12 protein-coding genes are annotated in these 13,302 nt (G+C 45.4%); 8 read left to right on the top strand and 4 right to left on the bottom strand.

What is annotated here, in order from left to right:
- The first annotated feature begins 59 nt into the window (after nt 1-59).
- Together L0659_RS06970 and L0659_RS06965 are read left to right on the top strand one after the other, a co-directional pair.
- Nucleotides 60-941 carry a sulfite exporter TauE/SafE family protein gene (locus L0659_RS06970; protein WP_235125025.1) on the top strand — a complete coding sequence of 294 codons (882 nt, stop codon included), beginning with the start codon at nt 60-62 and terminating at the stop codon, nt 939-941.
- Between the two features lie 99 nt (nt 942-1,040).
- Nucleotides 1,041-1,511, top strand: a complete 471-nt coding sequence (locus L0659_RS06965) for an NADH-quinone oxidoreductase subunit A (RefSeq protein WP_235125024.1) — start codon at nt 1,041-1,043, stop codon at nt 1,509-1,511.
- 48 nt (nt 1,512-1,559) lie between these two features.
- Here the strand turns inward: L0659_RS06965 and L0659_RS06960 are convergent, their stop codons facing one another.
- The 3 genes from L0659_RS06960 to L0659_RS06950 form a co-directional block, all read right to left on the bottom strand.
- Nucleotides 1,560-2,024, bottom strand: a complete 465-nt coding sequence (locus L0659_RS06960; RefSeq protein WP_235125023.1) for a hypothetical protein — start codon at nt 2,022-2,024, stop codon at nt 1,560-1,562.
- Nucleotides 2,025-2,235: 211 nt separating this feature from the next.
- Entirely contained in the window at nt 2,236-2,697 is a 462-nt protein-coding gene (locus L0659_RS06955; RefSeq protein ID WP_235125022.1) for a hypothetical protein, read from the bottom strand.
- Nucleotides 2,698-2,737: 40 nt separating this feature from the next.
- Nucleotides 2,738-3,982, bottom strand: a complete 1,245-nt coding sequence (locus L0659_RS06950) for a Spi family protease inhibitor (protein WP_235125021.1) — start codon at nt 3,980-3,982, stop codon at nt 2,738-2,740.
- Between the two features lie 241 nt (nt 3,983-4,223).
- Here L0659_RS06950 and L0659_RS06945 point away from each other — a divergent pair, with 241 nt between their 5' ends.
- On the top strand, nt 4,224-4,568 hold the full coding sequence (locus L0659_RS06945; protein ID WP_235125020.1) for a helix-turn-helix domain-containing protein: 345 nt from the start codon (nt 4,224-4,226) through the stop codon (nt 4,566-4,568).
- A gap of 2 nt (nt 4,569-4,570) precedes the next feature.
- On the opposite strand, the gene L0659_RS06940 is transcribed toward L0659_RS06945, so the two are convergent.
- On the bottom strand, nt 4,571-5,323 hold the full coding sequence (locus L0659_RS06940; protein ID WP_235125019.1) for a hypothetical protein: 753 nt from the start codon (nt 5,321-5,323) through the stop codon (nt 4,571-4,573).
- A 133-nt stretch (nt 5,324-5,456) separates the two neighbouring features.
- On the opposite strand from L0659_RS06940, the gene nuoB reads away from it, so the two are divergent.
- The 5 genes from nuoB to carB all read left to right on the top strand — a co-directional run bounded on the left by nuoB (nt 5,457) and on the right by carB (nt 13,232).
- Nucleotides 5,457-5,981, top strand: a complete 525-nt coding sequence (nuoB, locus tag L0659_RS06935; protein ID WP_255726995.1) for an NADH-quinone oxidoreductase subunit NuoB — start codon at nt 5,457-5,459, stop codon at nt 5,979-5,981.
- A gap of 11 nt (nt 5,982-5,992) precedes the next feature.
- Nucleotides 5,993-6,535 (top strand): NADH-quinone oxidoreductase subunit C, encoded by a 543-nt coding sequence (locus L0659_RS06930; RefSeq protein WP_235125017.1) that lies wholly within the window; start codon nt 5,993-5,995, stop codon nt 6,533-6,535.
- Nucleotides 6,536-6,568: 33 nt separating this feature from the next.
- Nucleotides 6,569-8,245, top strand: coding sequence for a hypothetical protein (locus L0659_RS06925; protein WP_235125016.1), 1,677 nt, complete (start codon nt 6,569-6,571; stop codon nt 8,243-8,245).
- Between the two features lie 104 nt (nt 8,246-8,349).
- Nucleotides 8,350-10,191 carry a hypothetical protein gene (locus L0659_RS06920; protein ID WP_235125015.1) on the top strand — a complete coding sequence of 614 codons (1,842 nt, stop codon included), beginning with the start codon at nt 8,350-8,352 and terminating at the stop codon, nt 10,189-10,191.
- A 197-nt stretch (nt 10,192-10,388) separates the two neighbouring features.
- Nucleotides 10,389-13,232, top strand: coding sequence for a carbamoyl-phosphate synthase large subunit (gene carB / locus L0659_RS06915; protein WP_235125014.1), 2,844 nt, complete (start codon nt 10,389-10,391; stop codon nt 13,230-13,232).
- Nucleotides 13,233-13,302 lie beyond the last annotated feature (70 nt).

The following is a 13,302-nucleotide window of genomic DNA, read 5'->3' as shown; positions in this document are numbered from 1 at the left end:
TAAATAGTTTTACTACTTTTGTAACTTCCTGTTCACGGCGAATTTAAAAACCAACAGCAATGCTTACAAAAGTGCTCTCGCTTAAACTCCCTTCCATATCGGCCTGGTACATTGTTCCTGCGGCTGTTGCCATTCTCCTGTCGGCAATATTTGTATTTAATGGCTCATTATCAGTGAGTCAGGATGATGTAAATGCGTTTATAGGAAGTGACTTTGCGTTGTATCTGCTGGTTGGACTGGCCGCGCAGCTTGTTGACGGGGCGTTGGGTATGGCTTATGGGGTGACATCTACTTCGTTTTTATTGAGTTTGGGTGTGCCGCCTGCGATCAGCAGCACGAGCGTTCACGTGGCAGAAATGTTCACAACCGGAGCTTCCGCAATCTCGCACTTTCGTTACAAGAACATTAATAAAAAGCTTTTTAAAAGCCTTCTGATTCCTGGTGTGCTGGGCGCAATAACCGGCGCTTATCTGCTTTCCGATGTTATTGATGGTGATTTTGTAAAACCATACATCGCTGCTTACATGCTTATTCTTGGTTTGATCATTATCAGAAAGGCATTGCAAAAGAATTTGGTAAAAAATAAAACCAAGAAAATCGGCATTCTTGCAGCGGCGGGCGGTTTTTTAGATTCGATCGGCGGTGGCGGCTGGGGCCCGATTGTAACTTCTACGTTGCTCGGTCAGGGGCGCGACCCACGTTATACGATTGGTTCCGTTAATGCGGCTGAGTTTGTGATTGCCTTTGCCAGTGGCGTTACATTCCTCATTTTTACCGGCGTAAGCAGCTGGCAGGTTGTGTCCGGGTTGATCATAGGAGGCGTTATCGCAGCTCCATTTGGTGCAATGCTGGTTGGAAAGATCAAACGCAAGCCCCTCATGCTGATTATCGGTGCATTGGTCATCGGGCTGAGTGTGAGAACAATTTGGTTAAGTCTGTAATGTGACCTGCTTTGTTTGGGTAACTTCGTAAAGGTTTTAAAGAACGAATCCACGTCAAAAGCCTAAAATCAGTAGCTTTGCAAAAACGAGTCCCGGACTATGATCTCTGATTTTGGCTACATCTTACTCTTCATTATTGCAGCAATAGCACTATTAGGTCTAATGCTCACCATTGCCAAATTCCTGCGTCCGCATCGTCCAAATGAAGAAAAGCTGACCACATATGAATCTGGCGAGGATCCATTAGGCAATGCCAACATTCAGTTCAATGTGCGTTTTTATGTCATAGCATTGATCTTCGTCTTATTTGAAGTTGAGCTCCTTTTCCTTTTTCCCTGGGCGATCGTTTTCGGAAACGAAGACCTTATTGCACAAACAAATGGTCAATGGGGCTGGTTTGCACTCGCCGAAATGACCATTTTTGTCGGCATCCTCATCCTAGGCCTGGCCTATGCCTGGGGCAAAGGCTACCTCGACTGGGTAAGACCAAAACCCCAAGTTCCTGTCATTGATTCGCCTGTGCCTGCGGATCTATATAGTCAGGTGAATGCGAAGTATCAGAAAAAATAAGAAAGTAAAGTTTTTAGCTAACAAGACCTAAATCATTATTAGGTTTAGTTAACGAGGAATAGGTTGAGAATAGAAAAAAGTAACCGTATCCCCGGCTGTTCCAACTTCCTTCAAATAATCAGAAGCGGTAAGCGTGCTCGGTTTTCCACTTTGTTTGGCAATTTTAAAAAACCTTTTAAGCCCAGCTCTATAAGACATCAGCACAGTTTTCTTTTTGTCATTCGTAATTACACCCGGTGTACGCGCCCATATATGCTTAGCATAAAGTGTATCATTACGGTAAACTTTGTCTACATCATCGTCACCCTCATGCACTTGCACCAGTTTTTCGTTATAACCAATCTGCGATCCGGTCAACGTGCGCGTGGGTGTTAAAATTTTCTCTAAATTCCATGTCCCATTTAAATGCGTCGAAAGCGGCCCTCCAGCAAATAAATCGTCACCGCGTTTACAACCGTTGGCTGTCAAGATTGTTAGGATGGAGATCATTAAGAATTTGATAGTGCTTCTCATAGCGATCAATTTATTGCTGACAATTTTTGTAAAAGTTGAAGTTCAATAAGACTACTTTAATTCTCGACAGACAAGCCTGGCAATTATCACTGTATCATCTTCATTGTAGAGCTTCCGACATCCCTAATAGTTTTAGGGAACCTTCTGATGTCTGGGTATTCCTCGTAACAGCGCAAACTATTGAGAATTGATTGCTTTCATCAATGGATCATCAGAGAAGCATCGCATTGGTGTAGAAATACTTGACCGTATCCGCAGCACCTCCTATTTCTGGCAGATAATCAGAGGCTTCAAGCGTGTCCTGTTTTCCACTCTGCTTCGTTATTTTATAGAATCTGTTAAGTCCGCCCCTGTAAGACATCAGCACTGTTTTATGCTTTTTGCTTGAAATTGGGGCCGGGTTTCGGGCACATATGTGTCTTGCGTAAAGTGTATCATCACGAATAATACGCTCCACATCACCATCAGCCTCATTCCGATGCACCATTTTTTCAGAATAACCCATTTGCGCCCCTGTCAATGTCCGTGTTGGTGTTACGATTTTATCTAAAATCCAGGTTCCTACAAGGTGGGCAGAAAGCGGTCCTGCTGCAAATAAATCGTCCTTACGGTCACAGCCACCAGTGAACAAAAAAACAACAATAATGACGACGAATCTCTCGAAATGTTTCATATCTCTAAACCTGTTCAGATTGATTTTTAAACCACACCTATTATGGCCTGATCCCTGTAATGATATGCAAATTACCATTGTAATCGTCGCCATCGGGATTATACTTACCGAATGCATAGTAATCATTCCATTCACCATCCCACCCCCAGTTCATTCTTAAAAAAGTATACGACCACTCTTTGCATGTCTTTGTCGCACAATCAAATTCGCTGTATTCACTAAATTGATAACCTTCGCACACCCAAATATGATAATCATTGAAGCAACTTAAAGAGGTGGATCCCCAAAATAGCAATGGATGGTTCGTATTTAGCTCACTTTTAATTAATGCGAGGTTATAGGCTTCATTCGCAGACCCACCACTTGAAAATCCGAAACTCTTTAATCCGCTTTTTACATCAGCAGGCCAAGTGAATGTATTGCACGAACCCATATAATTATAACTGGCCTTTGACTTATCGCCCATTGTCTTCATCACTGCGCCTAAACTATGTTCACCCGCAGTGGCCGCATCACAGCTTGTGTTGGAAACTCTTGGTCGTAAAAGGTTTGGATGATAAAATTCTTCAAGCTGTGCCATTGCAACCGGACCGCAGCCAGCCCTCCTGCGCTGGCATCCATCACAATTGCCGGCTGTGCTAAGTTTTGTTGTTGACAGGGCATTCTGCCCCCATATCGTGGATATCAATGGCCCCTTAATGGTCATTTTATTCTTACACTGATACTGCCCGTATTGATACCATTCAATGCAATTGGTATCGGTGACTCTCAGTTTTCGGCTGAGAAATTTTTCCCATTCTTTGAGAACAATGGGATGAGGCGGTGATTTGTCGGCCTTGGCCCTTTTGATCTTGGTCGTAGCGGTTTCCAACCAAACCTGTATTCCGTTGGGAATGTTGTGCGGGTCAATCTCGGACTTGTCTGAAAAAGCAAGAATGGGCATAACCCTGAAATCTGCCGAAACAATTGCAAATCCTTTTGTTTTCCTAAAAATATAGAGAAGCGGAGTGCCGTTTGCGGAATCCCTGATGGTCACCTGATCTACAACTTCATTTCTTTCGCCTGTTATTCTGGCGGAAGAATCAATAGTTGCTCCTGTTGCAGTGGCATTTACGGCGGAGGCAACCTCAGACGCTTCAATAAGTGAAACGTGCAAAGAGTCAAACCTGGCCTCTTTTAACGATTCTGATTTCCCGATCGGTTCGTCGCGATGGCATTTTGCAAATACCAGGGCGATGATCATTAGAAAAAGCGCAGTCCTAGCTGCTGGATAATGTATTTTCATAAGCATTTGCACATGTTAAGACTCCCTCCCGCCGCATTAATTCGGGCGATGATGAGTGGGTTTGCAAAATTGCTTTGTAATGACACTTCAATCCAACAAGCTGTGCTTATAAGTCAATAGCCAATGCTTATAAAATATAACCACTGCTTATAATTGATTTTCGGAGCTTGGTTGACATAGAAAAAATATGGATTTTGCGCACCGAATGCCTTCCGTGACTACATACTTTCAACACACTATCATGAACATATTTGCCAGTAATTTACTCGCAAAACGTGAGGAAAAACGACTTACACAAGTGTATATGGCGTTTCTGAGCGGAATGTCACAACCCAACTATTCCGACATTGAAAGAGGTAAAACACGCCCATCCATAGATCAGCTCAAAAAGTTTTCGGAAATACTGGAAGTGTCTGTCGATGAACTGATTTCCGATGCAAAAAGCAAGAAAAACCCTCGGGATACCGACGTTTCGGAGAATCCCAAGGGTAGGCAATCTGCGCTGATCAGGGTCATTGAAGAAAAAGACAGCTACATTAAAATACTGGAAAGGCAGCTGGATGATCTACGCAAAAAAGATGACTGAAATCATTGATGTTTTCCCATTCCATTCCACATCTTTGCATCCTTTTTTGGGAAAAATACAAGACCTAATTGAAGGTAAACCTGGTTTAGTTTGAGGGACGAAAGGTCACTGATCGTTACATCCTCACCTTTCCAGTCCCTGCGTCCGAGCAAAGGCAAATGATATGATGCTTTTCCGCTCAAATAAACCTGATCGTGCCATTTCGGCAACACATTCATTTTATAATCTGCCCCAATCCCTGCGTGGACATTAATGTTACCGGTCCGGAGCCGCACTGGCTGGTAGGACTGCGGATTCTGCGTTACCTGGCCGATGGTCGCAGTCTGGTTGCTTTTGATTTTTAGTTGATATAACATCAGGTCGAAACCAATGGGAATCAGCACATTCCAGCGACGGCTGTTGACCAGCTTCGGCCCTCCATCCGTTCCGATTCCAATGCCATTGAGATAGGCTTTCCTGGAATCTTTGTCAGTGGTGTAATTGGTGCTGTTCATCAGGATAAGCCTGCCTTCCGAAAACCAGCGCTGTGATTCGGTCCGCTTGGCGAGGACTATGGAACCCATGAAGGAAGTGAACGGCTTAATTTGCAGTCTGTCAAGCTGTTCGCGCATGGTTTTATTATTAGGGAGCATTCCGAACTCGGCGTAAATGGCCATGCCGCTCTTGAACATTCGCACGGTGCTGTCCGTTTGTGCCTGCGCATTACTGAAAATGATCGTAGTCAGAATGGTGCTTAAAAGTAATTTGTTTTTCATAGAGTTGTGTTGTTGAATGGCTTGTGATGAAAGCCTGAAACAGATTTTTGCTAAATATGGTTACTTTTGTATACATTGATGTAGCTTAACAAGCAATATCTGTACCACTGGATTTTTAGGAGGAAAATATAGGATGAGTGATAAAATAAAAACGGGAGACGGAGGCATTATTCTTACAAATGCGGAGGATCTGATGAACTGGGCGAGACTGTCTTCCCTCTGGCCGATGGGTTTCGGCCTTGCTTGCTGCGCGATTGAAATGATGGCTGCATATGCGTCAAATTACGATTTGGAACGTTTTGGTATCCTTCCCCGCCCTTCCCCGCGCCAGTCGGATGTGATGATTGTGGCTGGGACGGTAACATTTAAAATGGCCGACCGCATCAGGAGATTATATGAGCAAATGCCTGAGCCGCGCTATGTAATTTCGATGGGCAGCTGCTCAAATTGTGGCGGGCCTTATTGGGAACATGGCTATCACGTTGTGAAGGGTGTTGACAGGATCATACCGGTAGATGTATACGTTCCGGGCTGTCCGCCCCGACCCGAAGCCCTGATCGGTGGTTTTATGAAGTTGCAGGAAAAAATCAAAGGTGAACATCCGCTTGCTCCTGAGCTTTTTCTGGAAATGGAAGCAGCAGAAACTGCAATCGCCTAAACTCAATTCAAATGACTTTTCAGGAAATTTCGGAACTGGTTATCACTACTTTTTCGGATAGGAATATTGAAACGGACACGAAAGGGCCACAACCCATTTTGATCGCTCCGGTGGACAGTATCGCCGAAATCTTCGGTTTTTTATATAGAGACAACCGTTTGTATTTTGATTATTTGGCTTGTATCACAGCCATGGATAATGGCCCCGTTGCTGGGACTATGGAACTGATTTACAACCTTACTTCCATACCCTACGGGCATGATCTGATGCTCAAAACAATTTTTGCAAGAAGTTCGGATGAAGGGTCGTTACCGGTTGTCGCGTCCGTAGCAAACATCTGGCGTACAGCCGATTGGCATGAAAGAGAAGCATTTGATCTGATGGGTATTCATTTTGATGGACACCCCGATCTGCGAAGGATCCTGCTGCCTGAGGATTGGAATGGTCACCCGTTGAGAAAAGATTATAAGGTTCAGGACCGTTATCACGGCATTTATGTTCGTTATGAAGATGGTGTCTCTGAGCAGCTGCCTGAGAATGAGGACAGGGCTTAATGTTTTAAATTGATAAATCACTAATGTATGGGCATGCGCTTCATTGGTCTGGCGATTATTTTTTCAGGCTTTTTTACATTTTCTTCTGCTTCAACTGATTCCCTGATCGTTAAGGGGCGCATATTAAACCTTAATGGCAGACTTTACAGGCAGGCTCCTGTCATTACGTTTTCCCGAAATAACATTTTACAACCCCAATCCGAGCTTAGCAAGCAGACGCCGCTGGAAGCTGACGGAAGTTTCAGGGTGTCACTTCCCATTCTTTTTCCGCAGGAAGAGTTTTATCTGGATTACGGTGGAAAGGCTTTTACAACATTCCTTGGCTCACCGGGAACCGTCGAGATTACATTTGACGGCGATTCACTCGGTAAGGCTTCCAAGCTTTTTTATTTTGCCGGGGTAAATGCGGATGCGAACAATCAGTATGCCCAGTATTTGGCCGCTGAAAACAAATTACTGGCCGCAAACAGTTTTTTAGGCTCCAATTTTTTCAAAAATTTCTGGGAAAACAGTGCTTCCGCTGCCCGGGAAATGGCGCAGCAGCGCGCAACCCTGCGACTTTCGGCCGTAAAGCAAGCCGCAGCCAACACGGTTCCCTCCCCGACATTGTCCCAGTGGGCGAAATCGATCACGGACGAGGAGCAGATGCAGATCTTGTACGAGCACGCATTAAGCAACCAGACAGACATTAGCAAAGCACTACTCGACAGCCTTAAACGTCTTTCTGAGCCGCCACTGACTGCCCAGCGCGTAATTTGGGCAAACCGGTTCGGGAATTATGCCGACCTCAAAGTGGAGGAACGCAAATACACAAATCCAAGCAAAACCAATTCACTGCCCGTTCGTCTGATGGCCACATTGATCAAAAACAATGCTGTGAACCTGACGTCGGCGGAAAACCAACGGCTGGATGACATTATCGCAAATGGTCTGGCAGAGAAAACAGACCTGGATTTCCTAAACAAACTGTTTGCCAAAAACGAGGCGGTGCTGAACATTCTTTTTAACTACGAGCGGGAGAGCCGTATTTATGCAGATCTTTTTGATAGCACCGCAACTGAATTTCTCAAAATCCGTTATCTCGCCAAAAATCTTTTCCGATTTACATACCCCCAACAACTGCATCTGAACAAGCACATTCAGTCCCGCAGCAGCCTGCCGGTTTTCCGGGAATCGCTGGATGAGATTGTCCGGCTGGAAGTGAAGGATAGTGCAGATATCCGCAAATTTGTTGAATATAAAAATGTAAAAACGGAGCCTACCGAAGTATTACCGGGCTATTTTCTGGCTGCTTCCAATGACCGCGGCACGAGCTGGTTTAACCGTGTCCTGGATCAATATAAAGGCAAAACGGTTTATCTCACAAAATGGAACCTGGATGATGCCAGAAGCCGTGAAGAGCTTGAATACATTCCTGCATTACAAGCAAATGTCCCGGAAGATGTCGTGTTTCTGTTTGTGCATTTATCAGGTGAAGAAGTGGTTCCTACCGAGGCATTACTAAGGCAATACATTGTGCGCCACAAGCTGAAAGGAACCCATTTATTCATGGATGCGAACCAAATGATGGACCTGCTCTTCCGCCTGAACCCGCTGGATGCCGGAACCTTCTCACTGATCCGTCCCAACGGTAAATTTGCATCCAAAAATGCATCGGCCCCCAGCGCAACAGAAAAGACAATTAAGGCCATACTGGACGCTGGAAAGTAATAATTCCTTTTACATTTAAATTTAAGAAACGGTTTACAACACCTTATTATATCTATCATTCGTACCTTATCGTTTAGTCTGTTGGTTTGGAATTGAAAGTACACATGATTAGATATGTCCTGTTGTTTTTGCTGCTATCGACCTATGCCTCGGCCCAAAAAAACCCCGATAGCCTGAAAGTGTACAGCAGAGACAGCCTTCGGTATACCAACCTGAAAGTACGGATGTCGAAAACCAAATTTTCGCGTGCGATTTACAGGCTTCTGTTCAGGGATGTGTACAACCAGGGCCAGGTGACGGAGGTGAAGGAAATTGAAACCAACCCGTTTACGCCTTACGAAGGAATGGTGATCCGGAAAATATACATCCGGCAGCTCGACATTCTGGGCGAATCGGTTTATGACACAACGCGGGAGGGTAAAAGGCTTGAAAAATTTCTTAGTAAAAACCTCCATACAAACACCCGTGAAGGCATTATAAGGCGTTCTTTTCTGTTATTTTCTGAAGGGGACGACATTCAGGCACAGATGCTGAAAGATAATGAGCGTCTGCTGCGGACCAACAAAACCATTACCGATGCGCGTATCATTGTGGTGCCCAGAAAAGATGTAACCTGGATGGCGGATGTGGTTGTGCTCGTCCAGGATGCATGGTCGCTCAACTTCCGGGGCGGTTTCAGCTCATTCAATAAATTTAATGTTGGTGTAGAGGATATCAATGTGCGTGGAACGACCCATTCCCAGCTCACACGGGTCCGATGGGATGGGAATGATGACCTGGGTAAAAAATTCCAGTTCCGGACCATTTACACAGTTCCGTATATTGGAAAAACATTCATTACCGGCCAGGCAAGCTTTATTTATGAGCGCGACCTGGAAGACAGGTCTATCCGTTTTTTCCGGCGATTCCTGACCAATGAGACAAAGTATGCAGGGTCAATTGAAGCCGGCCAATCCATGATCAGGCAGATCAAAAGGAACCCCAGCGACACCGAAGAGCCCATTATATTTCCTACCCGGTTCAATTTCTATGATGTCTGGCTCGGGCGCTCATTTAAATTCCCGTTTCCGGCGAGCCGTTTGGCGGAAAATTCGCGGATCGTAGTTGCGGCGCGGCATAACAAATATCATTATACAGAGCGCCCGGAGGTTTCGCCCTACATTAATAAGGTTTATTGGAATAAAAGCGCCACGCTTCTCAGCTTGGGTTATTCCAACCGAAATTACAAACGGGACGTCTTGATCTACGGTTTCGGGCGGACGGAGGACGTTCCCGTCGGACATTTGTTTGCATTAACAGCCGGACGGGAAGACACAGAATTCGGAGCGCGCGGTTATGCAGGCCTGCAATATGCAACGGGGAAATATCTGGCGCACAACCTGGGTTACATGTATGGCTTGCTCAACATTGGTTCTTACATTAAGGAAGCCAAAGCGCAGCAAGGCGTGATCAGCGCGCAGCTCAACTATATCAGCAACCTTATCCCATTCAGATACAGCTTTTTCCGTCAGTTTCTAACGGGCCGCTACACACGCGGCGTCAACCGCGATCCGCTCGATTATCTGAACATTAGCGGAGATCAGGGCATCAGGGGAATCAACAGCGAACAACTTATCGGGACGACTCGGCTTACTCTGGGCACTGAAACGGTTTTCTTCTCGGATAAGAGTTTGCTGGGCTTTCGTATTGCATATTTTGTGTTCGCAGACATTGGTTTGGTCAATGGTGCCGAATCAATCTGGAAAAGTCCGCTTTACCAGGGTTATGGGATCGGTTTGCGGTTAAGAAACGAGAACCTGACATTTAATACAGTTCAATTCCGGATCGGTTACTATCCGAATATTCCGGGAAACTCTTCGGTGTTCCGTTTTGGTGCGAACGGCAATGTTCCGCTGAGATTGAGGGATTTTGACATCTCTGCACCTGCTATTGCTCCACTTCAATAATTGCATTTAACTGATAATAAGTCCGTTAAATATCCTGCGCTAAAAAATAACTGTAATTTCCGCTAACCTTCCCTTCTTTTTCGGATATGTGAATTAACTTTGTGGAATTTTTGGACGTACCCCTGCTGAGATTACCAGGATAATGCTGCCAAAAGTTGTAAAAAAGTTTTCCTCATTTCTACAAATTACCAATTACTGTGCCCAAAAATACGAATATCAATTCCGTTCTAATTATCGGTTCAGGTCCAATTATCATCGGTCAGGCATGCGAATTTGACTATGCCGGCTCTCAGGCTGCCCGTTCACTTCGCGAAGAAGGGATAGAAGTTGTGTTGATCAACTCTAACCCTGCCACGATCATGACTGACCCGATTAGCGCAGATCATGTTTATCTGCTTCCACTGGAAAAGAAATATATCGTTGAAATTCTTGAAAAACACAAAGCGATGGGCAGGCCTATCGATGCGGTGCTCCCTACTATGGGCGGACAAACTGCATTGAACCTTGCCATTGACTGTGACAAAGCTGGTGTTTGGAAAAAGTATGATGTGGAAATCATCGGTGTGGACATCAAAGCGATTGAAACCACTGAGGATAGGGAAAAATTCAGGCTGAAAATGCTGGAACTCAATGTGAATGTCTGCAAAGGCCGCACAGCGAGATCGTTTTTGGAAGGAAAAGAGATTGCGCAGGAAATTGGTTTCCCACTTGTAATCCGCCCGTCATATACTTTGGGAGGAACAGGAGGCGGTTTCGTGAATTCGGAAGCTGATTTTGACAAAGCATTAAACAACGGGTTGCATGCCTCTCCGGTCCATGAAGTTTTGGTTGAACAAAGCGCAATGGGCTGGAAAGAATACGAGTTGGAGCTCTTGCGCGACAGCAAAGGAAACTTCATCATCATTTGCTCGATCGAGAACTTTGACCCGATGGGCGTTCACACAGGGGACAGCATTACGGTTGCGCCTGCTATGACGCTGCCCGACACGCTTTACCAGCAAATGCGCGACCTCGCTATCAAAATGATGGACGGGATCGGTAAATTTGCGGGTGGATGTAATGTTCAGTTTTCGGTAAACCCTGCTGATGATCAGATCATTGCAATTGAAATTAACCCGCGTGTTTCCCGTTCGTCTGCACTGGCTTCGAAAGCAACGGGTTATCCTATCGCAAAGATTGCCGCTAAAATGGCGATCGGTTATAACCTGGACGAACTGATCAACCCGATCACGGGAAGCACTTCGGCCTTCTTCGAGCCATCCATCGACTACGTGATCGTAAAAGTGCCGCGTTGGAATTTTGATAAATTCGTTGGTGCGGACCGCTCGCTCGGGCTGCAAATGAAGTCTGTTGGCGAGGCCATGGGAATAGGCCGGAATTTCCAGGAAGCATTGCAGAAAGCTTGTCAATCACTGGAAATCAGAAGAAATGGTTTGGGAGCGGATGGTCGCGAGCTGCGTGATCAGGAAGCGATCAAGCACAGCCTGGCACATCCGAGCTGGGACCGTCTTTTCCATATTTATGATGCTTTCAAAATCGGTTTGTCGTTCAAAACGATCCAGAACCTTACCAAGATTGATTCCTGGTTCCTGCGTCAGATCGAAGAATTGATCGAACTGGAACACGAGATAGAAAAATTTGATCTTAGTGATCTTCCAAAAGAGCTTCTGCTCTCGGCTAAGCAAAAAGGCTATGCCGACCGCCAGATCGCCCATTTGATCGGAACCAAGGAAAGCAAGGTATACGACAAGCGGAAAGAGCTCGGAATCAAGCGTGTATACAAGTGCGTTGACACCTGCGCCGCTGAATTTGAAGCAAAAACACCATATTACTACTCCACTTTCAACACATCCCAGGAATATCCAGACAACGAATCCATCGTAAGCGACCGGAAGAAAGTGGTTGTTCTGGGCTCAGGACCAAACCGCATCGGACAGGGCATTGAGTTTGATTATTCTTGTGTACACGGAGTCCTTGCTGCAAAAGAGGAAGGTTACGAGACCATTATGATCAACTGTAACCCCGAAACGGTTTCAACCGATCCGGATATTGCAGATAAACTTTACTTTGAGCCGGTTTTCTGGGAACACGTTTTCGACATTATTGAGCATGAAAAACCGGAGGGTGTCATTGTTCAGCTGGGTGGCCAAACTGCCCTGAAAATGGCAGAAAAGCTTGAAAAATATGGCATTAAGATCATTGGAACCAGTTATCAGTCACTCGACTGGGCCGAAGATCGCGGACGTTTTTCACCGCTTCTTGAAGAGCTAGGGATTCCTTTTCCAAAATTCGGAACCGTAAGAACTTCAGACGCTGCTGTGGAATTGTCACGTACGCTGGGCTTCCCGCTGCTGGTTCGTCCGAGCTACGTTTTGGGTGGACAGAGCATGAAAATTGTGATCAACGAAAAAGAACTGGAACAGCATGTGGTGAAGATCCTGCATGACATTCCGGATAACAATATTTTGCTCGATCACTTCCTGGAAGGTGCATTGGAAGCGGAAGCAGATGCAATCTGTGACGGCGAAGATGCCTACATTATCGGGGTTATGGAGCACATTGAGCCAGCTGGTATCCACTCCGGGGACTCACACGCTGCACTTCCGCCATTTGATCTGACAGAGGATGAGATTCGTCAGATCGAAGAGCACACGCGGAAAATTGCGCTAGCCATGAATGTGATTGGATTGATCAATGTGCAGTTTGCTGTGAAAAACGGCATTGTTTACGTGATCGAAGCAAATCCAAGAGCGTCCCGCACAGTTCCGTTTATTTGCAAAGCTTACCAAGAGCCTTATGTAAATTACGCAACGAAGCTGATGCTCGGCACGAAGAAACTGAAAGACTTCACATTTAATCCGGTGAAAAAAGGCTGGGCGATCAAAATCCCGGTGTTCTCTTTCAACAAATTCCCGAATGTAAATAAGGAACTCGGCCCGGAAATGAAGTCAACCGGTGAAGCGATCTATTTCATCGATGATTTACAAGATGATTTCTTCCAAAAGATTTACAGCGAACGGAATCTGTATCTGAGCCGTTAGTTTTAAATCATTGCTATATAAGCAAAAAAGCCGGCACATATGTGTCGGCTTTTTTGCTTATATAACTTCA

This window comes from Dyadobacter sp. CY347 (assembly GCF_021502655.1).
GTDB lineage: Bacteria > Bacteroidota > Bacteroidia > Cytophagales > Spirosomataceae > Dyadobacter.
The sequence above is the reverse complement of the archived record's forward strand: the minus strand, read 5'-3'. Positions and strand labels throughout refer to the sequence as shown.